The 19,006-nt window shown below is 70.6% G+C and carries 20 protein-coding genes; 7 read left to right on the top strand and 13 right to left on the bottom strand.

What is annotated here, in order from left to right:
• Positions 1-23: 23 nt before the first annotated feature.
• From ACZ4IF_RS37835 to ACZ4IF_RS37820, 4 genes are all read right to left on the bottom strand, one after another.
• Positions 24-1,319, bottom strand: a complete 1,296-nt coding sequence (locus ACZ4IF_RS37835) for a hypothetical protein (RefSeq protein ID WP_467571597.1) — start codon at positions 1,317-1,319, stop codon at positions 24-26.
• A complete protein-coding gene (locus tag ACZ4IF_RS37830; protein WP_467571594.1) occupies positions 1,309-1,878 on the bottom strand; it encodes a DUF6114 domain-containing protein in 570 nt (189 codons plus the stop codon). The genes ACZ4IF_RS37835 and ACZ4IF_RS37830 overlap by 11 nt, the downstream gene beginning before the upstream one ends.
• Before the next feature lie 119 nt (positions 1,879-1,997).
• A complete protein-coding gene (locus ACZ4IF_RS37825) occupies positions 1,998-2,630 on the bottom strand; it encodes a DUF6230 family protein (protein WP_028804271.1) in 633 nt (210 codons plus the stop codon).
• A 621-nt stretch (positions 2,631-3,251) separates the two neighbouring features.
• Positions 3,252-4,229: a tetratricopeptide repeat protein gene (locus tag ACZ4IF_RS37820; protein ID WP_467571592.1), complete on the bottom strand. Its 978-nt coding sequence runs from the start codon at positions 4,227-4,229 to the stop codon at positions 3,252-3,254.
• Positions 4,230-4,517: 288 nt separating this feature from the next.
• Here ACZ4IF_RS37820 and ACZ4IF_RS37815 point away from each other — a divergent pair, with 288 nt between their 5' ends.
• Complete coding sequence (locus ACZ4IF_RS37815; RefSeq protein ID WP_345650088.1) at positions 4,518-5,144, top strand: TetR/AcrR family transcriptional regulator; 627 nt, start codon at positions 4,518-4,520, stop codon at positions 5,142-5,144.
• Between the two features lie 102 nt (positions 5,145-5,246).
• Here the strand turns inward: ACZ4IF_RS37815 and ACZ4IF_RS37810 are convergent, their stop codons facing one another.
• The 4 genes from ACZ4IF_RS37810 to ACZ4IF_RS37795 all read right to left on the bottom strand — a co-directional run bounded on the left by ACZ4IF_RS37810 (position 5,247) and on the right by ACZ4IF_RS37795 (position 9,541).
• Positions 5,247-6,947, bottom strand: coding sequence for an acyl-CoA mutase large subunit family protein (locus ACZ4IF_RS37810; RefSeq protein ID WP_467571589.1), 1,701 nt, complete (start codon positions 6,945-6,947; stop codon positions 5,247-5,249).
• 74 nt (positions 6,948-7,021) lie between these two features.
• Positions 7,022-7,360, bottom strand: coding sequence for a DUF3817 domain-containing protein (locus ACZ4IF_RS37805; RefSeq protein WP_467571586.1), 339 nt, complete (start codon positions 7,358-7,360; stop codon positions 7,022-7,024).
• 182 nt (positions 7,361-7,542) lie between these two features.
• Entirely contained in the window at positions 7,543-8,052 is a 510-nt protein-coding gene (locus ACZ4IF_RS37800) for a MarR family winged helix-turn-helix transcriptional regulator (protein WP_028804266.1), read from the bottom strand.
• Between the two features lie 10 nt (positions 8,053-8,062).
• Positions 8,063-9,541: an MFS transporter gene (locus tag ACZ4IF_RS37795; RefSeq protein ID WP_467571582.1), complete on the bottom strand. Its 1,479-nt coding sequence runs from the start codon at positions 9,539-9,541 to the stop codon at positions 8,063-8,065.
• Positions 9,542-9,624: 83 nt separating this feature from the next.
• Here ACZ4IF_RS37795 and ACZ4IF_RS37790 point away from each other — a divergent pair, with 83 nt between their 5' ends.
• On the top strand, positions 9,625-10,608 hold the full coding sequence (locus tag ACZ4IF_RS37790) for an ArsR/SmtB family transcription factor (RefSeq protein WP_467571579.1): 984 nt from the start codon (positions 9,625-9,627) through the stop codon (positions 10,606-10,608).
• A 133-nt stretch (positions 10,609-10,741) separates the two neighbouring features.
• On the opposite strand, the gene ACZ4IF_RS37785 is transcribed toward ACZ4IF_RS37790, so the two are convergent.
• Both ACZ4IF_RS37785 and ACZ4IF_RS37780 read right to left on the bottom strand, forming a co-directional pair.
• Positions 10,742-11,035 carry an MTH1187 family thiamine-binding protein gene (locus ACZ4IF_RS37785; protein WP_327431800.1) on the bottom strand — a complete coding sequence of 98 codons (294 nt, stop codon included), beginning with the start codon at positions 11,033-11,035 and terminating at the stop codon, positions 10,742-10,744.
• The gene (locus tag ACZ4IF_RS37780; protein WP_467571575.1) at positions 11,032-11,376 is read right to left on the bottom strand and encodes a DUF3817 domain-containing protein; all 345 of its coding nucleotides are present in this window, start codon (positions 11,374-11,376) and stop codon (positions 11,032-11,034) included. Before ACZ4IF_RS37780 ends, ACZ4IF_RS37785 begins: the two co-directional genes overlap by 4 nt.
• Before the next feature lie 225 nt (positions 11,377-11,601).
• Between ACZ4IF_RS37780 and ACZ4IF_RS37775 the strand changes: the two genes are divergently transcribed.
• The 4 genes from ACZ4IF_RS37775 to ACZ4IF_RS37760 all read left to right on the top strand — a co-directional run bounded on the left by ACZ4IF_RS37775 (position 11,602) and on the right by ACZ4IF_RS37760 (position 14,252).
• Complete coding sequence (locus ACZ4IF_RS37775) at positions 11,602-12,234, top strand: AIM24 family protein (protein WP_467571647.1); 633 nt, start codon at positions 11,602-11,604, stop codon at positions 12,232-12,234.
• 1 nt (position 12,235) lies between these two features.
• Positions 12,236-12,886, top strand: coding sequence for an AIM24 family protein (locus ACZ4IF_RS37770; protein ID WP_028804261.1), 651 nt, complete (start codon positions 12,236-12,238; stop codon positions 12,884-12,886).
• Complete coding sequence (locus tag ACZ4IF_RS37765) at positions 12,883-13,683, top strand: AIM24 family protein (protein ID WP_467571573.1); 801 nt, start codon at positions 12,883-12,885, stop codon at positions 13,681-13,683. Before ACZ4IF_RS37770 ends, ACZ4IF_RS37765 begins: the two co-directional genes overlap by 4 nt.
• A 92-nt stretch (positions 13,684-13,775) precedes the next feature.
• Positions 13,776-14,252: a MarR family winged helix-turn-helix transcriptional regulator gene (locus ACZ4IF_RS37760; RefSeq protein WP_028804259.1), complete on the top strand. Its 477-nt coding sequence runs from the start codon at positions 13,776-13,778 to the stop codon at positions 14,250-14,252.
• Positions 14,253-14,298: 46 nt separating this feature from the next.
• On the opposite strand, the gene ACZ4IF_RS37755 is transcribed toward ACZ4IF_RS37760, so the two are convergent.
• From ACZ4IF_RS37755 to ACZ4IF_RS37745, 3 genes are all read right to left on the bottom strand, one after another.
• A complete protein-coding gene (locus ACZ4IF_RS37755; protein WP_467571570.1) occupies positions 14,299-15,672 on the bottom strand; it encodes an MFS transporter in 1,374 nt (457 codons plus the stop codon).
• A gap of 422 nt (positions 15,673-16,094) precedes the next feature.
• Positions 16,095-17,051, bottom strand: a complete 957-nt coding sequence (gene meaB / locus ACZ4IF_RS37750; protein WP_345650122.1) for a methylmalonyl Co-A mutase-associated GTPase MeaB — start codon at positions 17,049-17,051, stop codon at positions 16,095-16,097.
• A 40-nt stretch (positions 17,052-17,091) separates the two neighbouring features.
• Positions 17,092-18,294 (bottom strand): acetyl-CoA C-acetyltransferase, encoded by a 1,203-nt coding sequence (locus tag ACZ4IF_RS37745; protein ID WP_095936706.1) that lies wholly within the window; start codon positions 18,292-18,294, stop codon positions 17,092-17,094.
• 147 nt (positions 18,295-18,441) lie between these two features.
• Between ACZ4IF_RS37745 and mce the strand changes: the two genes are divergently transcribed.
• The gene (gene mce, locus ACZ4IF_RS37740) at positions 18,442-18,882 is read left to right on the top strand and encodes a methylmalonyl-CoA epimerase (RefSeq protein ID WP_095936705.1); all 441 of its coding nucleotides are present in this window, start codon (positions 18,442-18,444) and stop codon (positions 18,880-18,882) included.
• Positions 18,883-19,006: the final 124 nt, after the last annotated feature.

Below are 19,006 nucleotides of genomic sequence, written 5' to 3'. Positions count from 1 at the left end.
CCCGGAAGGGTTCTCGGCGGCGCTCAGTCGGTCGTGAACTGGTGCAGCCCCGGCACGGTCAGCGTGCCGCCGAACTGGCCCGCCTGCACGACCTTCACCTTGGTGAAGTAGATGAGCGGGATGTTCAGCGGCGGCGGGTTGTCCGGGTCGAACGTGATCGGGATCAGACCGAGCAGGTTCCCGGAGATGCTCTCCGTGTACATGATCGTCTTGCCGTCGCGGATGGTGGACGTCGAGCCCTTGGCGGCCTGCACGTGGTAGGTCTTGCCGGACTGCTTGTCGTTCACCGTCTGGTGCAGGTCCCCGATGTCCGTGCCGTCGGAGATGACGTACTTGAGGACCTTCTTGGTGCTGCCGTTGGCCGTCTTCACCTTGACGATGCCCTTGTAGTCGGCACCCTTGAGCAGCAGCGAACTGGCGTTCAGGTACCAGGGGTCGTCCGGCAGGGCCACCGGGTTGTCGACACCGCCCTCGTCGTCGGTCGCGACCGGGCAGTCCGAGGCGTCGGCGCTCTCGCTCGCGGACGGGCTGGGCGAGGCGGTCGCCGCGTCGGCGACCTCCTTGACCGTGTCCGTGGCGTCCGAAGCCGCCTTGGAGGCCGCGTCGGTGGTGTCCTTCACGGTGTCGTCGACCGTCTTGGTGACCTTGTCGGTCGTGTCCTTGACGGTGTCCGAGAGGCTCTTGTCGTCCGACGCGGAGGAGTCCTTGCTCTCGCTCGCCGACGCGGACGGTGTGGGGCTCGCCGTGTCGTCGGGCGTGAGGAGGTCCTCGAGAGCGTCGCCGACACCCAGCGGGTCGAGCGGGTTCTTGCTGCTCTCGGACGCGGACGGAGCCGGCGTGGACGCGGCGCCGTCCGAGGAGTTCTGCGAGGTGCTCGCGGAGGACGAGGAGGCGGACGGCGTCGGCTCGGCCTTGTCGTCGGAACCTGAATCCGACGAAGAGGTCTTGTCCGAGGAGTCCGAACTCGACGAGGGTTCCGGTGTCGCCTTGTCCGCGGACTCGCTCGCGCTCGGCGAGGAGGAGGCGGAGGGCGACGCCGTGTCCTTGCCGTCCTCGGATCCCGTCACCGCCTCGACGCACTTCTGGTACTCGTCCGCCGTCAGGCTCTTCGCCGTCGGGTGGTCCTCGGCCTGGGCCAGCGTGGGGGTGAGGCCCATTCCCATGAGGACCGCCGTGGGCATGGCCGCCAGGGCGATCGCCTTGCCGGCCGGCATGTGGAACCTGGTGAACAGCGGCTTCCTCGGGGCCGCGTGGCGCGGCCCGGTTCTCACACGGGACTCGTCCACCTCAGTCCCGTGGGTCACCTCGTCAGCCGGCACTGTGCCTCCCGTTCGCCCCGTTGGTCGGGCTCGTTCCTGACAGATCGTTCGGCTCACCCACACCGTTCGCGGTGATCGCGGGCTCGGCGTCCACGCCCTCCGGGCTGTTCCCCTTGGAGAGGAAGGCCGACGCGGGCCGCTCCTCGGCGGGAGGTGCGGCCGGGGCCCAGGAGACCGCCATCGCGCCGCCGATCATGGCGAGCAGGAAGCCGATCAGGAAGCCGCCCAGGTTGGCCACCGGGATGGACACCAGGGCCAGCAGGATCGCCGCCACACCAGCGAAGGTGCGGACGTGCTTCTGGAACCAGAGGCTGATGCCCAGCACGACGAGCAGAACGCCGATGATCAGGGAGCCCGCGCCGGCGGTGGTCGCCATCGCGAGCGTCAGGTGACCGATCTGGAGGTTCGCGTACGGGAAGTAGGCGATCGGGAAACCGCCGAGCAGGACGAACAGGCCGGCCCAGAAGGGACGGTCGCCCCTCCAGGTACGGAAGTTCCGCCGGAAGACCCGGAGGTAGTGCTCGTTGTGTCCGGGCGCGGCAGGGGTCTCGGCGCTCATGGAAAACAGCTCCCTGGAACAGCTTTGCTGTGAGAAGTACGCGTGAGTGGTCCGCGTACGGCGGTGCGGAGCGGGGCGGGCGAGGCTGCCGGAGCTTCCTCACCCGCCCCAGGGAGTGCCTAGTAGCACTCCTTGACGCCCTTGGACAGCGACATCTTCAGGCCGCTGAGCTTGAACGTGCCGGCGGTGGTCGCCCACGCCGTCTGCTTGACGTCGGTCAGCGTGGCCGAGTCGGCCTGCTGAGCGAAGCCGTAGGGGTTCGCCGTGTCGCCCTTGGCGATGCCCGGACCCTTGCTGGCGTCCTTGGCCGCAACACCGATGTCGATGCCGCGGAAGGTCGCGTTGGCCTCAAGGTCCTCGACGTCGATGTACAGGTTCTCGGCCTCGACCGGGGTGTCGCCACCGCCGGCCTTGAGCACGAGGCTGACGGACCCGAGCAGCGGGATGTCCGGGGTGACCACGGACTGGCACATGCCCTTGATCGTCGCGGACTTGAACGCCGAGACGGCGACGGGGTGAGCCGTCTTCTTGCCGTCCAGGGTGTAGCCCGAGTCGATGGCTCCGTACTGCGAGAAGCCCGTACCGTCGAGTCGGTCCGCCGTCACCTTGAACGACTGACCGGAAACGCTGAACGACGCGGCGAGAGCACCCTGCGCGAGGGCGACACCTATCGCTGCCGTGGCGGCCACGCTGGGCACCATCACGACCGCGAACCGCTTCCATCTGGTCCCGCCACGCACCTGGGACTCCATATTTCCTCCTTCTCGGACGTACATCTCCTGGCCCTGACTGCCCCGAAGTCGGCGGCTCAGCCGGGCAGGGATGGGAGAAGTGCTACGTCCTCGGGAAGGAGAGCGCCCGTACTCGGAGGTGCGTACCGCACCCGAATCACCGGCGATCACCCCCGAGCGACAACCACTGGTCGCGCCTGACACACATCACGCACAACCTGCTGGACAGGCTCCGCCGAACGGCAGAGACCCCCCTGTCCAAGAGCCGGCGCCACTGCCGTCGGCTCTACTCGGTGGGGACCCAGAAAATCCGTTGACCCGATTGGTTGTCGGGGTACGGGAATGGACCGAGCGTCGCCGATCGTGGTGCATTCTCGCCGCCCGCACAAGGGGGTTCGTTACTCGCTAGTAACGGCCGGATAACCGAACAACGACCCGTCGGTATCGGGTGGCAACGCAGGGTGGCATCAGGTGGGGTGACACAACGGTTGATTAGTGGACGGAATCCGACAGATCAACGGCCCTGACTTACTCCAAGTAACAGCGGCCGCGTTTACCAAGATTTGGTAAAGCGCGGCCACGTGTCGACCTGTCGGCCAATCTTTCACCTGGGCATCACAAGCCCCGGCGTTTAGAGACTGGTCAGAACAGAGCCCTGGCCAACGCCCGGCGCGCCGCCACGACCCGCGGATCGTCGGCCCCGACCACCTCGAACAGTTCGAGCAGCCGCAGGCGTACGGCGTCACGGTCGTCACCCGCCGTGCGCTGCACCGTGTCGATCAGCCGCCCGAAGGCGTCCTCCACATGCCCGCCCACCAGGTCCAGGTCGGCGGCGGCGATCTGCGCCTGCACGTCGCCGGGCTTGTCGGCGGCGTCCTTGCGCACCTGCTGCGGGTCGACGCTCTGCACCCGCTGGAGCAATTCGGCCTGGGCGAGCCCCAGTTTGGCCTCCATGTTGGCCGGGTCGTCGCCCAGCACGTTCTTGTACGCCTGGACGGCACCCGCCAAGTCGCCCGCATCCAGGGCCTGCACGGCGGCCTCGAGGAGCGCGTCGTACGGGCCGACAGGCACCTCGGGCGCGGCCTGGGCCTCGCCGGGCGCGGCGTCCGGGTCGACCGTCAGGCCGGTGAGCCCGAAGCGCTGCTCGGCGACCTGGACGAGCTGGTCGAGGGTCCCCCGGATCTGCGCCTCGCCGGCGGCCCCCTGGAAGAGCGGCAGGGCCTGTCCCGCGACCACCGCGAAGACGGCCGGGATCCCCTGGACCCCGAACTGCTGCATCAGCATCTGGTTGGCGTCGACGTCGATCTTGGCCAGGACGAAGCGTCCGGCGTATTCGAGGGCCAGGCGTTCGAGCACCGGGCTCAGTTGCTTGCACGGCTCGCACCACTCGGCCCAGAAGTCGATGACGACGGGAACCTCGGTGGACCGCTGCAGGACATCGCGCTCGAAGCCCGCCTCGTCGACGTCGATGACGAGGCCGGCGGGGGACACGGCCCCTGTTCCGCCGCCCTGCCTGGCCGCTTCCGCGCGCGCCTGCTCCGCCTTCGTCTTGGCCTCCTGGGCCGCCTTCACCGCGGCGAGGTCGACGACTCCGCTCATGGACATGTTCCGTGGCTGCATGAGTACATCCTCCCCCTTCCGCGCGCACGTGTGAAAAGCGTGGTGAAAGCCAGACCTGTTACGTCTTGATCGGGTCCGCTCGGCGCCGGGTCCCCACCTGGCGCCAGTGGCGTGCTGGTGTGTCACTGTGGTTGTCGCTCGTGCGTGATCATGCCGCACACGCTTTCGCTACGAGTCGTAGCGTAACTGTCCCGCGGCACCGCTGTGCACCCTCCCCCGGTGATCTCCCTCACGGCTTCACACAACCGCCGGATTCGGCCATCGAGATTGCCGGATATGGTCACTGACATGCAGAGTCGCACTTCAGCCACTCGTACGGGGCGCCCGCGCAGCGCCGCCGCGGACGCCGCGATCCTGGAGGCGACGCGTGCGGCCCTGGTCGAACTGGGCTGGTCCAAGATGACGTTGGGGGACGTGGCGACGCGCGCGGGGGTCGCCAAGACGACGCTCTACCGCCGCTGGGCGGGCAAGAACGAGCTCGTCGTCGACGCGGTGGCGGTCCTCTTCGACGAGCTGGAACTCCCCGACCGAGGCAGTCTCGCCGCCGACATCGAGGGTGTGGTGCTCCAGTTCGCGGCGATCCTGGACCGCCCGGAGACGAAGACCGCGCTGATGGCGGTGGTGGCCGAGTCCACCCGCGACGAGCCCCTGCGCGAGCGCATCCGTACCTCGATCGTGGACCGTCAGAAGCGGCTGGTTCTGGAGGGGCGCGCCCGCGCCACCGCGCGCGGGGAACTACCCCCGGAGACCGACGCGGCCACCGCCGCCCGCACGGCCGACCTGATCTTCGACGTGGTCGCGGGTGCCGTGGTGCACCGCACCCTCGTCAGCGCGGAGCCCGCGGACGAGGAGTGGGTGCACAGCTTCACCCGGGTGCTGCTGCTGGGCCTCGCCGGCGCCTCGGCCCAGCCCTGAGGACTTCCCCGGAAACGGGACAGGGGTGGCCGGGGCCGAGCGAACGGCCCCGACCACCCCGGGGAAGGGAACCCCCGGCCGGGCCGAGGAGCGAAAACCGGGTCAGAAGCCCGCCGGCTCCGTGTAGATGCCCCACTCGTCCCGCAGGACGTCGCAGATCTCGCCCAGCGTGGCCTCCGCCCGGACGGCCTCCAGCATGGGGGCGATCATGTTCGACCCGTCGCGCGCGGCCACGAGCATCGCGTCCAGCGCCCCGCGCACGGCCGCCTCGTCGCGTGCGGCCTTGCGCCCGCCGAGCACGCGCACCTGCTCCCGCTCCACCTCGTGGCTGACCCGGAGGATCTCCAGGTCGCCCGTGACGGAGCCGTGGTGGACGTTGACGCCGACGACGCGCTTGTCGCCCTTCTCCACGGCCCGCTGGTACTGGAAGGCGGACTCGGCGATCTCGCCGGTGAACCAGCCGTCCTCGATGCCCCGCAGGATTCCGGAGGTGATCGGTCCGATCGGGTGCTGCCCGTCGGGGTGCGCCCGCAGGCCACGCTCCTTGATCTGCTCGAAGATCTTCTCGGCGTCGGCCTCGATCCGGTCGGTGAGCTGCTCGATGTACCAGGAACCGCCCAGCGGGTCGGCCACGTTGGCGACGCCGGTCTCCTCCATCAGCACCTGCTGCGTGCGCAGGGCGATCTCGGCGGCCTGCTCGGACGGCAGGGCGAGGGTCTCGTCGAGGGCGTTGGTGTGCAGCGAGTTGGTCCCGCCGAGCACCGCCGCGAGCGCCTCCACGGCCGTGCGCACCACGTTGTTGTACGGCTGCTGGGCGGTCAGCGAGACTCCGGCCGTCTGCGTGTGGAAACGCAGCCACTGCGCCTTCTCCGACTTCGCGCCGTACACGTCGCGCATCCAGCGGGCCCAGATCCGCCGGGCCGCACGGAACTTGGCGATCTCCTCGAAGAAGTCGACGTGCGCGTCGAAGAAGAAGCTGAGGCCCGGGGCGAAGACGTCCACGTCGAGACCGCGGGACAGGCCCAGCTCGACGTACCCGAAGCCGTCGGCCAGCGTGTAGGCCAGCTCCTGCGCGGCCGTGGCCCCCGCCTCCCGGATGTGGTACCCGGAGACGGAGAGGGGCTTGTACGCGGGGATCGAGGAGGCGCAGTGCTCCATGAGGTCCCCGATGAGGCGCAGATGCGGCTCGGGCTGGAAGAGCCACTCCTTCTGCGCGATGTACTCCTTGAAGATGTCGGTCTGCAGGGTGCCGTTCAGGACGGCCGGGTCGATGCCCTGCCGCTCGGCCGCGACCAGGTACATGCAGAAGACCGGGACGGCCGGTCCACTGATGGTCATCGACGTCGTGACGTCGCCCAGCGGGATGTCCTTGAACAGGACCTCCATGTCGGCGGCCGAGTCGATCGCGACACCGCAGTGCCCGACCTCGCCGAGCGAGCGCGGGTCGTCGGAGTCGCGGCCCATGAGCGTGGGCATGTCGAAGGCCACGGACAGGCCTCCGCCGCCGTTGGCCAGGATCATCTTGTAGCGCTCGTTGGTCTGCTCGGCGTTGCCGAACCCGGCGAACTGCCGGATGGTCCACGTACGCCCTCGGTAGCCGGTCGGATAGAGACCGCGGGTGAAGGGATACTCACCGGGCCATCCGATCCGCTCGAAGCCCTCATATGTGTCCCCGGGCCGGGGACCGTACACCGGCTCCACGGGGTCGCCGGAGAGCGTGGTGAAGTCGGCCTCGCGCTTGCGCGAGGCGTCGTAGCGGGCCTGCCAGCGGCGGCGGCCTTCCTCGATGGCGTCAGCGTCCATACCCTTGAATTTACTAGGACGTCCTAGTAAATGTCGATGGGGAACCGCCGTACGGTGTCGTACGGCGGTGTGAACTACGCCTTGGCGACCGCGGGAGCGTCGTCCGCGACCCGCGACTCCAGCTCGCGCGAGATCCGGCGCTCCACGAAGAAGGCGGCCGTCGGGATCGTCCCCGCCAGCAGCACCCACAGTTGCTTGCCGACCGGCCACTTCGCCTTGGAGCCGAGATCGAAGGCGAAGACCAGGTAGACGACGTAGAGCCAGCCGTGGGCGATACCGACGACGCGCGTGAAGTCCGCGGCACCGTCCATGTCGAGCACGTACTTGGCGATCACACCGAGGGTCAGCAGGACCAGCAGCACACCGGTGACATAGGCCATCACGCGGTACCTGGTCAGCACGCTCTTCTTCATGGGTACGAGCGTAGCCACCCCATTTGCGCGATCTTCGCGCGCCCCCGCCCCCGTCCACCGGACGTGTGCCCCGCCGCGCGCCCGCGGTGCGGTGCGCGCCGGCACGGTCCCGGTCGCCGCCGGTGCCCCGCGCTTCGACGCGGTCCCGCTCGTCCCTGGTGCCGTGCGCGCCAGGCGCGGTCCTACTCGTCCGCGAAGTCGTGCGCCGCCACCCGCAGCGGCCGCAGCATCGCGAAGATCTCCGCGCACTCCTCCGCGTCGTACACGCCGAGTCCGAAGTCCATCGCCATCAGGTCGCGGGTCGCCGCGTCGCAGACCTCACGGCCCTTCGCGGTGATGGAGGCGAGCGTGCCACGCCCGTCGTTGGGGTTGGGCCGCTTGTCGACGAGCCCGGACCGCACCAGCCGGTCCACGGTGTTCGTGACGGACGTCGGGTGCACCATCAGCCGCTCCCCGATCTTGGACATCGGCAGCTCGCCCGCCTTGGAGAAGGTGAGCAGCACCAGCGCCTCGTACCGCGCGAACGTCAGTTCGTACGGCTTGACGACGGCGTCCACCTCGGCGAGCAGGATCTGGTGCGCGCGCATGATCGACGTGATCGCGGCCATGGACGGAACCGATCCCCAGCGCTGCTTCCAGTGTTCGTCGGCGCGGGCGATCGGATCGAAGGCGAGACTGAGGGGCTTCGGCACGCCAAAGACCTTACCGGCCGGTCACATCGTGGTCAGCCCCGTCTCGCCTTTCGGTCGCCGGCCCCGGTCCTACGGGGATTCCGGCCTCTCCGGCACGGGCCGCCACCCCCTCGTCCGTGCTCCGCGCGATCCCCCGGTCCGCGCCCCGCACCCGCGCCGATTCCGCCCGTCGCGCCTCCACCACCAGCACGACGCAGCAGACGGTGCCCAGCACACCCGCGCCCGCGACCGCCGCCCGCACGCCGGCGAACTCCGCGGCCACCCCCGCCAGTGCCATCCCGAGCCCCTGGACGGTCATCAGCCCCGCCGTGTTCAGGGTCATGGCCCGCCCCCGCAGCTCCTCCGGGACGGCCCGCACGAACCACTGGTCGAGGCCGAGCGTGTACGCCGACCCGGCACCCGCGAGCAGCAGCAGGACCAGCGACCAGCCGAGTCCGGGCCGCAGGGCGTAGCCCACGTAGGGAAGCAGGGTGACGCAGACGAGAGGGAGGGCGAGCCGGGTGCGGGTGGCAGGCCGCAGCCTCGCTCCGGTGTACAGCTCCCCCGCGATCGCGCCGACCGGCAGCGCGCACATCAGCAGACCGAGCCCGGCCGGACCTGCGCCCAGCCCGTCGGCGTACGGAGCGGCCAGCGCCTCGGGCGCCACGGCGAACATCGGCGGCACCCAGAACAGCAGGAGCAGCGCGCGCACACGCCGGTCGGCGAGCACGAGCCGGGTGCCGCGCAGCGAGTCCCGCACCAGGGCCCCCGACCGCCGGACCCGCGCCGGGCGCCGCCGGGTGCCCAGACGCAGCAGTGCGGCGGACGCCAGGAACGTGCACACGGTGACGCCGAGGGCGTGCCGCGGCGTGACGACGGTCAGCAGCAGGCCGCCGGCCGCGAAACCGGAGAGCAGCGCGCTCTGCGAGACGATCCGCAGCAGGGAACGGCCGAGCACGAACAGGTCCCCGTCGCCGAGCACGTCGGCGAGGGTCGCCGTCCGTGTCCCCTGGAAGACCGGCGAGACCACGGCGAGCGCGCACCGCATCGCGAGCAGCACGGCCGTGGGCGCGCCCGGCGTCACCATCACGGCCACGCACCCCGCGCACAGCAGGTCGCACACCACCAGCACCCGCCGGGCCGGGAAACGGTCGGCGACGCCCGCGAGGAGGGTTCCGCCGACGAGATACGGCAGGAAGCCGAGCGCGAAGGTGAGGGAGCTCAGCAACGGGGAGCCCGTCAGGTCGTAGACCAGGACCGACAGGGCGATCTCGCTGACCACGAGCCCGAGCAGCGACAGGGCGTGCGCGGCGAAGACGGCCCTGAACTCCCGTACCGCGAAGACACGGCCGTAGCCCGTGACGTCGGAGTCGGCGTCCGCGGCGGACGGCACCGGGGTGCCCGCCGGTCCCGTCGGCCCCGTTCCCCCGGCGTCCTGCGCTTCCGTGTCCGGTGCCTCTGTGTCCTGCGCTTCCGTGTCCGGTGCCTCTGTGTCCGATGCTTCCCGCATGGGCAGCAGCGTGCCCGCGCGTCGGCGGGACCCGTAGAGTTTCGGCGTCAGCCGAATCTTCGAGACCCCGCGCGGGAGGCGCCGTGCCGTCCCTGCTGCACTTCGGGGAGGACGACCTCCTCAACTGCCGCTTCGCGGTGTCCCCGCTCTGGGAGACCCTGGAGGCGGTGCGGACCCTGAACCGTCCCGCACGTCAGGGCTACCACGCGCACTGGCTGCGCAGGATCCGTGCCGCGGCGGCGGGACTCGACCTCGCGCCCCTGTGGATGCTCATGCCGCACCGCGGCTACACGCCCGACTGGCTCGGCCGGCCGCCGATCGGCCCGGCCGCCGGATTCGAGGAGGAGATCGCCGCGGTCCGCGCGGCCGGCCCCGAGGCGGCCCGCCAGGAGACCGCACGGTCGCTCGCGGACACCCCCGGCGCCCTCGCGTCCGCCCGCGGACGGGCCCTGCTGGAGGACCCGGTCCGCATGGTCGGGGAACTGGCCGACCTGGTGGAGGAGGCCTGGCACACCCTTCTCGAACCGGACTGGCCGCGGCTGCGGGCCCTGCTGGAGGCGGACGTCTCGTTCCACTCACGGCGGCTCGCGGAGGTCGGACTCGGCGGGCTGCTGCCGGAGATCGATCCGCGGTTCGGCTGGCGCGCCCGGACGCTGGCCGTCGAGTGGAAGGGGCTCCACGAACGGGACCTGGCGGGGCAGGGGCTCGTCCTGATGCCCAGCGTCTTCATCTGGCCCGACGTGGTCAGCTCCTACGACCCGCCCTGGCAGCCCACGCTCGTCTATCCGGCGCGGGGCATCGGCGGTCTGTGGGCCGAGCCGTCGGACCGCGCGCCCGACCCGCTCGTACGGCTGCTGGGGCGAGGGCGTGCCGCCGTCCTCGCCGCACTGGCCGAACCCGCCACCACGACGGACCTGGCGCGGCGTCTCGGGCTCGCGCCGTCCTCCGTGTCGGCCCACCTCGCGACGCTCCGCGACGCGGGCCTGCTCACCTCCCGCCGCTACGGCCACCAGGTCCTCTACGAGCACACGCCCCTGGGTCTGGCTCTGGCGTCCGGAGCGGGGTGACCCCAGGGGCTCCGCGCCCACGTCGCCGGCCGGAGCTCGCCGGCCTGCGCGGGCCACCGGACATGAAGAAACCCCGGCCCGGGGGCCGGGGCTCGGCAAGGGACCCGGTACGGAAGGTCCAGGGGCGCGGGGCCTACGCGGACAGGTGCCGCTCCACCGTCTCCACCTTGGAGGTCAGACCGTCCGTGACACCGGGGCGGATGTCCGCCTTGAGGACGACCGAGACACGCGGCGCGCGTTCCTCGACCACGGCGACGGCGCGCTTGACGACGTCCATCACCTCGTCCCACTCGCCCTCGATGGAGGTGAACATCGCGTCGGTGCGGTTCGGCAGACCCGACTCGCGGACGACCCGGACGGCGTCGGCGACGTACTCCCCCACGTCCTCGCCGACGCCCAGCGGCGTCACGGAGAAGGCGACGATCATGCGTTCACGATCCCTTCCTTGCGGGCGCGGGACGCGATCACCGCGTCCTCGGCCTCGCGCTTGAGCTTGCGCTCGGCGAAGAAGCCGCCGGTCGGCAGGACGGAGAGGACGAAGTAGAGAATGCCGGTTCCCGCGCTCCACCTGGCGCGGTTCCAGGCGTCCGCCCAGAAGATCACGTACAGGATGAACAGGACACCGTGGAGAGCGCCCATGACGGGCACCGCGTTGAAGTCCGTGGTCCGCTTGAGCACCGAGCAGACGAGCAGCAGCAGGAAGGAGACGGCCTCCGGGGCCGAGACCAGGCGGAGGCGACGGAGGGCGGAGGCGGTCTTTATGTCCACGGTTCACCTTCGGTGAGAGATTCGCTGTCGACGTGATCGTCGCGTGGTGGTCGTACGGGCGGCGCCGGGGCTTCGCTTTGTGAACGCGAGCACAAGCGTCGGTCCATTGTGGCACCCGGACTCCGGCCGCCCCGGCAGGGGGGTGTCGGGGTGTCCTCGGGGTCGGGATCCTCCCCGAGGACCTGTCGGCCGCCCCCACCCTGCGGCTACCTTCACAGCGTGGCGATGTTCCGACTTCAAGGCAGCAAGGTGCTGGCCGTCGACATGACCGGGGACGCCGTGAAGGCGAAGAACGGCTCGATGGTCGCGTACGACGGCCAGATGGCGTTCAAGAAGCTGAGCGGGGGTGGTGAGGGGGTACGGGGGATGGTGACCCGGCGCCTCACCGGTGAGCAGATGACGGTGATGGAGGTGAAGGGGCACGGGACCTGCTGGTTCGCGGACCGGGCCTCCGAGATCAACCTCGTGGATCTCCAGGGGGACAAGCTGTACGTGGAGTCGAGCAATCTGCTCGCGACCGACGCGGGGCTGCGGACCGGCACGACCTTCACCGGACTGCGCGGCGCCTCGCAGGGCAACGGGCTGTTCACGACCACGGTCGAGGGACACGGGCAGGCGGCGATCACGTCGGACGGCCCGGCGGTGGTGCTGCGGGTGAGCTCCCAGTACCCGCTGACGGTCGACCCGGGCGCGTACATCGCGCACCAGGGCAATGTGCGGCAGTCGTTCCAGTCCGGCGTGACGTTCCGCACACTGCTCGGCGAGGGCGGCGGCGAGGCGTTCCAGATCCGCTTCGAGGGCGACGGTCTGGTCTATGTGCAGCCCAGTGAGCGCAACACGATCGCGGGGGACGTGTGAGATGCCGTTCCGTGAGGTGAACTCGAAGATGGTCGAGGCCACGGTGCTGCCGGGCCAACGGATGTTCAGTCAGCGCGGCGCGATGCTCGCCTACCGCGGCGAGGTCTCCTTCACCCCCAACGTCCAGGGCGGTCAGGGTGGTGTGATGTCGATGATCGGCCGCCGTCTGGCCAACGAGGCGACCCCGCTCATGACCGTGGAGGGCTCGGGCACCGTGCTCTTCGGGCACGGCGGCCACCACGTCCAGGTGATCGAGCTCACCGGGGACACCCTGTACGTGGAGGCGGACCGGCTGCTCGCCTTCGACGGCACGCTCCAGCAGGGGACGATGTTCCTCGGTTCGCAGGGCGGCGTCATGGGCATGGTGCGCGGCCAGGTCACCGGCCAGGGCCTGTTCACGACGACGCTCAAGGGGCACGGCGCGGTCGCCGTCATGGCGCACGGCGGCGTCTTCGAGGTGCCGATCACCCCGCAGCGCCCGGTGCACGTGGACCCGCAGGCGTACGTGGCGCACCACGGGGACGTGCGCAACAAGCTGTCGACGGCGCTGGGCTGGCGCGACATGGTCGGACGCGGCTCGGGCGAGGCCTTCCAGCTGGAGCTGAGCGGCAACGGCGCGGTGTACGTCCAGGCCTCGGAGGAGAAGCTGTGAGCGCGTACGGGACCCCGGGCGGCCCGGTCGTCCACGACCCGATGACCCTGCCGGTCGACGACAACGTGAACAACTACACCTTCTGCGTGGAGCTCAAGGGGAGCCAGTGGTTCCTGCAGAAGGGGAAGATGATCGCCTACTACGGCTCGATGGAGTTCAACGGCGTCGGGCACGGCCGACTGGACCGTCTGGTGCGAACGTCCTTCCATTCGCCTCTGCACGCGAGCGACTGGGTCGTGGCGGAGGGGTCGGGCAAGATGCTCCTCGCCGACCGGGCCTTCGACGTGAATTCGTACGACCTCGACGAGGGCAACCTGACCATTCGCTCGGGCAACCTGCTCGCTTTTCAGCCAAGTCTTGCCCTCAAGCAGTCGATCGTGCCGGGCTTTCTGACCCTGATCGGAACCGGAAAGTTCGTGGCCGCATCCAACGGTCCGGTGGTGTTCATGGAACCCCCGATCAGGGTGGACCCGCAGGCCCTGGTCGGCTGGGCCGACTGCCCGTCCCCCTGTCACCATTACGACCACGGGTACATGACAGGTGTAATGGGCGGTCTACGTGCGATGACGGGCCTCGGCGGGGCCTCCGGGGAGGAGCACCAGTTCGAGTTCGTCGGGGCCGGCACGGTGCTGCTCCAGTCCACCGAAACCCTCATGGCCGAGCAGGCCACGGGGGCGGTTCCGCAGCAGGCCGGAGTGCCGGGCGCGGGTGGGGTGCCGGGTCAGCACGGGGCGCAAGCCGGCACACCGCGTCTTCCCGGACAGCTGGGGGACCTCCAGCGTCGCTTCGGGCTGTGAGCGGTAGTCTGCGGAGTGTGACATCGAACGCGTGCGCACCGTCACACCACCCTCACTAGTTCGCCTTTCAACATTTTAGGTAGACTTCATTCATGGAGACCGAGACGGCCACGCGCTGGCTGACCGATGCGGAGCAGTGCGCCTGGCGCACCCACCTGGAGGTCAACAGGCTGTTGACGTACCAGCTCGAGAGGGACCTCCAGCCGTTCGGGCTGACGATGAACGACTACGAGATCCTGGTGAACCTCTCCGAGTCGGAGGGCGTACGGATGCGGATGAGCGACCTCGCGTCCGCCACCCTCCAGTCCAAGAGCCGGCTCTCGCACCAGATCACCCGTATGGAGAACGCGGACCTGGTGCGCCGCGAGAACTGCGAGTCCGACCGCCGGGGACTGTATGCCGTCCTGACCCCGCACGGCATGGAGACGATGAAGAAGGTCGCGCCCCATCACGTGGCGTCCGTGCGCAAGCACTTCATCGACCTGCTGTCCCCCGAGGCGCTGGAAGACCTCCACAAGTCGCTGCGGCCGATCGCCGAGCACCTGCGCGGACAGCGCGGAAAACCCTGACGGAACGGGCGGGCGGCGGGAACACCGTCCCGCCGCCCGCCGCTTCTCATCGGGACGAGGACCCTGCCGAGCCGCCCTCCACGGAAGACGGCGCCGGCCCCTCCGCGGCCGACGGCGCACCGGACGGCACGGTGGGCCGAGAGCGCCGGCCGCGGCCCGGCTCCGCCTCCGCGTCCCCCTGGCTCTCCGGGCCCATGACGGGCCCCGCCCCCTCCGCCGAGGCCCGGCCGCCCCAGCCGGAGACCAGCGCGGCCAGCAGTGCCACGGCTCCCGAGACCGCGAAGCACACACTCAGCGGCAGCCGCCCGACCAGCAGGCCGATCGCCGCCGTACCTCCCGAACTGCCCGCGTTCACTGCCGTGTTGACCCAGGCGCCCGCCTGGGTCCGGGAACCCTCCGGAGCCGACTCGTCCGCCAGCAGATACGCCGTGGTGAGCGCCGGAGCCACGAAGAAGCCCGCGCAGGCCACCGCGGCCGCCAGCGTGCCGAGGCCGGGGGCTAGTCCGGCGGCGGCCAGGGCCAGACCCAGTCCGACGGCCAGCAGCGGCAGTCGGACACGGGCGCTGGTCCGCCAGTCGACGGCGCCGTTCAGCAGACCGCCGACCGCGCTGCCGGCCGACAGCGCCGCGAGCACCCAGGCGACCACGTCGTCGCCGTGGTGCCGCTGCCCGACGAAGGCCAGGACCAGCAGGTCGACCGCGCCGAGGGACAGCCCGACCCCGGCGGCGACGACGACGGGCCGCACCAGCGCCCGCGCCGCGCTCGGCCGGGCGGCGCCCCGCCCCGGCTTCCGCACACCGGACGGCCGTACGTCGCGGACGGCCGGCGACGCGACGAACGCGAGCGTCCCGGCGCCCACCAGCAGCCCGCTGAGCGCGACGCCGGCCGCCGGGGGCGCTGTCTGCACCAGCGCACCGACCAGCAGCGGGCCGGAGACGAACAGCACTTCCTCGGCGACACCGTCCAGGCTGTAGGCGCGCTGCAACAGCGGCCGGTCGCCGACGAGTTCACCCCAGACCGCGCGCATCGTGGGGCCGAGCGGAGGTGTGCAGGAACCCGCCGCGACCGCGACGGTGCCGAGCACCACCGGGGGCGCGCCGGGCCGCCAGCTCGCCGCCGCGAGCACGCCGAGGAGCGCGGCGTAGAGCAGGGCCATGGGGAGCAGCGCGGCACGCGGACCGTGCCGGTCGACCAGGGCGGCGCGCGCCGGGGACAGGAAGACGCTGGTGGCGCCGAACAGCGCCATCACCGTGCCGGCGACGGTGTACGACCCGGTGGCCCGGGTCACGGCCAGCATCACGGAGAGGGAGACGATCCCGTACGACAGGCGGCCCAGCAGGGCGGCGCCGAAGGTACGGCGAGCGTACGGGATGCGCAGCACGGCGGCGTACGAGGGCCGCCCGGTGGAAGGCGTGGACATGCTCGTGATTCCTCTGTCGAGGCGAAAAGGGGGCACCGAGGGACCGCGACGGCGCAGCCTGCGTACTGCCGACCGATCGCGGGCCTGGGCGGGCCCTACGCACAGAGGAGGAACATGCGCCCTAACTTAACAGCGCGCACAACGAGTTGACCACCAGTCCGGCGCCCCTGAGAACGGGGGCGCGCCTCAGCCCGTCCGGCGCTTGAGGACGAGGCCGTCCAAGCCGACCGGGGGTCTGGGGGCGGAGCCCCCGGGAACAAGGGACGGGCAGGGGCGGAGGGGGCGAAACACGTCGGCCCCGGATGCCGCTGGACAGCGGCATCCGGGGCCGGACAGGAACAGAACAGGAAGGGTCACCCCTCGGTCAGCCGTCCCACGCAGGAGGGCTCACCCCGCGGGCGGCCCTTCCGCACAGGAAGAGCTCAGCCCTCGGTGAGCCCCTCCACCAGCGTGTCCGCGGCCCGGTACGGGTCGAGCTCCCCCGCCACGATCCGCTCCGCGAGCGCCCCGAGCCGCCGATCCCCGTGCAGGTCACCGATCCGCTGCCGCAACGCCGTGACGGCGATCGTCTCGACCTCCTGCGCGGCCCGCGCCCGGCGCCGCTCGGCGAGCACCCCGTGCTCCTCCATCCACGCCCGGTGCTTCTCCAGCGCCTCGACGACCTCGTCGACCCCCTCGCCACGGGCGGCGACCGTCTTCACGATCGGGGGACGCCAGTCCCCCGGCGCCCGCGACTCCCCGAGCCCCAGCATGTGATTGAGCTCGCGGGCGGTGGCGTCGGCGCCGTCCCGGTCGGCCTTGTTGACGACATAGACGTCGCCGATCTCCAGGATTCCGGCCTTCGCGGCCTGGATGCCGTCACCCATCCCGGGCGCCAGCAGGACCACCGAGGTGTCCGCCTGGGAGGCGATCTCGACCTCGGACTGCCCGACTCCGACCGTCTCGACGAGGATCACGTCGCAGCCCGCCGCGTCCAGCACCCGGATCGCCTGGGGGGCTGCCCAGGCGAGTCCGCCGAGGTGGCCGCGGGTCGCCATCGAGCGGATGTACACACCGGGGTCCGAGGCGTGCTCGGACATGCGTACGCGGTCGCCGAGCAGCGCCCCGCCGCTGAACGGGGAGGACGGGTCGACGGCCAGCACTCCGACCCGCCTGCCCTGCTTCCGGTACGCCGTGACCAGCGCCGACGTGGACGTCGACTTGCCGACGCCCGGCGAGCCGGTCAGCCCGACCACGTAGGCGTTGCCGGTGAGCGGCGCGAGCGCCGCCATGACCTCGCGGAGCTGCGGTGCCGCCCCCTCCACCAGGGAGATCAGCCGGGCCACGGCCCGCGGCCGGCCTTCCCTGGCCTGGGCCACCAGCGAGGAGACGTCCTGCATCACAGCTCCGTTCACGAGGGTTCTACGAGGAAAACGCGTGTCAGGCCTTGGGTACCCGCACGATGAGCGCGTCACCCTGACCGCCACCGCCGCACAGCGCGGCCGCGCCGACACCGCCACCACGCCGCTTCAGCTCCAGCGCGAGGTGCAGCACGAGCCGCGCGCCGGACATCCCGATCGGGTGACCGAGGGCGATGGCACCGCCGTTGACGTTCACCTTTTCCGTGGACACGCCGAGGTCCTTCATTGACTGGACGGCGACCGCGGCGAAGGCCTCGTTGATCTCGATGAGGTCGAGGTCCTCGACCTCCAGGCCCTCCTTCTTCAGCGCGTGCAGGATGGCGTTGGAGGGCTGCGACTGGAGAGAGTTGTCCGGGCCGGCCACGTTCCCGTGGGCGCCGATCTCCGCGATCCACTCCAGGCCCAGCTCCTGCGCCTTGGCCTTGCTCATCACGACCACGGCGGCGGCGCCGTCGGAGATCTGCGACGCGGTGCCCGCGGTGATCGTGCCGTCGCGGGTGAAGGCGGGGCGCAGCTTGCCGAGGGACTCGGCGGTGGTCTCGCCGCGGATGCCCTCGTCCTTGCTGAAGACGACGGGCTCGCCCTTGCGCTGCGGGATCTCGACCGGCGTGATCTCCGCCTCGAAGATGCCGTTCTTCTGGGCGGCGGCGGCGCGCTGGTGCGAAAGAGCCGCGATCTCGTCCTGCTCCGGACGGGCGATGCCGAGGCGTCCGTTGTGCTTCTCGGTGGACTCGCCCATGGCGATGCCCTCGAAAGCGTCGGTGAGTCCGTCGTGCGCCATGGCGTCGAGCATCGCGATCGCGCCGTACTTGTAGCCCTCACGGGACTTCGGCAGCAGGTGCGGCGCGTTCGTCATCGACTCCTGGCCGCCCGCGACCACCACGTCGAACTCACCCGCGCGGATCAGCTGGTCGGCGAGTGCGATGGCGTCGAGGCCGGACAGACACACCTTGTTGATGGTGAGCGCCGGGACGCCCATCGGGATGCCCGCCTTGACGGCCGCCTGGCGGGCCGGGATCTGGCCTGCCCCGGCCTGGAGCACCTGGCCCATGATCACGTACTGCACCTGGTCGCCACCGATCCCCGCACGGTCGAGGGCGGCCTTGATCGCGAAGCCTCCGAGCTCGGCTCCGGAGAAGGACTTCAGGGAGCCAAGCAACCGTCCCATCGGGGTGCGGGCACCCGCGACGATCACGGAGGTCGTGCTGTTCGTTCCAGACATGAGGTGCGATCCCCTTCCAGCTTGCACAGCTGAGGAGTGAACGAGGGTTTACTCGAATGTACTGAGCGGTAAGCCACCGCGTCATCCGGCCCGCGGTGTGATCGCGCGCACGTTGCGTAACCACTCGCGGAGCGCTGCACTGACTCCATGCTGACGCGAATCGACCACATTGGGATCGCCTGTTTCGACCTCGACAAGACTGTCGAGTTCTACCGGGCCACGTACGGCTTCGAAGTCTTCCACTCCGAGGTCAACGAGGAGCAGGGCGTACGCGAGGCCATGCTCAAGATCAACGAGACGTCCGACGGCGGCGCCTCCTACCTCCAGCTGCTCGAACCCACCCGCGAGGACTCCGCCGTCGGGAAGTGGCTGGCCAAGAACGGCGAGGGCGTGCACCACATCGCCTTCGGCACGGCGGACGTGGACGGCGACGCCGCCGACATCCGCGGCAAGGGCGTACGGGTGCTCTACGACGAGCCGCGGATCGGGTCCATGGGGTCCCGGATCACCTTCCTGCACCCGAAGGATTGCCACGGCGTCCTGACAGAACTGGTCACTTCGGCGGCTGTTGAGTCACCTGAGCACTGACCTCCGTATATCTGGGCCGGTAGGGTTGGGGGCGGCCGTCGCCTCAGTGCGGTGACGGCCGAGGTCCTGCCGCATTCCAGCGAGCAGGACCGAGGGCCGGGGTCCAGGTTTCGGGGGACGAGCG

The organism is Streptomyces sp. NPDC025784 (genome assembly GCF_055558435.1).
This window is presented reverse-complemented; position numbering and strand designations above follow the sequence as displayed.

Coding starts and splice junctions, on each gene's coding strand:
- ACZ4IF_RS37830 (WP_467571594.1), bottom strand. CDS start 1,878: ATGAGCGCCGAGACCCCTGCCGCGCCCGGACACAACGAGCACTACCTC.
- ACZ4IF_RS37825 (WP_028804271.1), bottom strand. CDS start 2,630: ATGGAGTCCCAGGTGCGTGGCGGGACCAGATGGAAGCGGTTCGCGGTC.
- ACZ4IF_RS37820 (WP_467571592.1), bottom strand. CDS start 4,229: ATGCAGCCACGGAACATGTCCATGAGCGGAGTCGTCGACCTCGCCGCG.
- ACZ4IF_RS37815 (WP_345650088.1), top strand. CDS start 4,518: ATGCAGAGTCGCACTTCAGCCACTCGTACGGGGCGCCCGCGCAGCGCC.
- ACZ4IF_RS37810 (WP_467571589.1), bottom strand. CDS start 6,947: ATGGACGCTGACGCCATCGAGGAAGGCCGCCGCCGCTGGCAGGCCCGC.
- ACZ4IF_RS37805 (WP_467571586.1), bottom strand. CDS start 7,360: ATGAAGAAGAGCGTGCTGACCAGGTACCGCGTGATGGCCTATGTCACC.
- ACZ4IF_RS37795 (WP_467571582.1), bottom strand. CDS start 9,541: ATGCGGGAAGCATCGGACACAGAGGCACCGGACACGGAAGCGCAGGAC.
- ACZ4IF_RS37785 (WP_327431800.1), bottom strand. CDS start 11,035: ATGATCGTCGCCTTCTCCGTGACGCCGCTGGGCGTCGGCGAGGACGTG.
- ACZ4IF_RS37775 (WP_467571647.1), top strand. CDS start 11,602: ATGTTCCGACTTCAAGGCAGCAAGGTGCTGGCCGTCGACATGACCGGG.
- ACZ4IF_RS37770 (WP_028804261.1), top strand. CDS start 12,236: ATGCCGTTCCGTGAGGTGAACTCGAAGATGGTCGAGGCCACGGTGCTG.
- ACZ4IF_RS37760 (WP_028804259.1), top strand. CDS start 13,776: ATGGAGACCGAGACGGCCACGCGCTGGCTGACCGATGCGGAGCAGTGC.
- ACZ4IF_RS37755 (WP_467571570.1), bottom strand. CDS start 15,672: ATGTCCACGCCTTCCACCGGGCGGCCCTCGTACGCCGCCGTGCTGCGC.
- meaB (WP_345650122.1), bottom strand. CDS start 17,051: ATGCAGGACGTCTCCTCGCTGGTGGCCCAGGCCAGGGAAGGCCGGCCG.
- ACZ4IF_RS37745 (WP_095936706.1), bottom strand. CDS start 18,294: ATGTCTGGAACGAACAGCACGACCTCCGTGATCGTCGCGGGTGCCCGC.
- mce (WP_095936705.1), top strand. CDS start 18,442: ATGCTGACGCGAATCGACCACATTGGGATCGCCTGTTTCGACCTCGAC.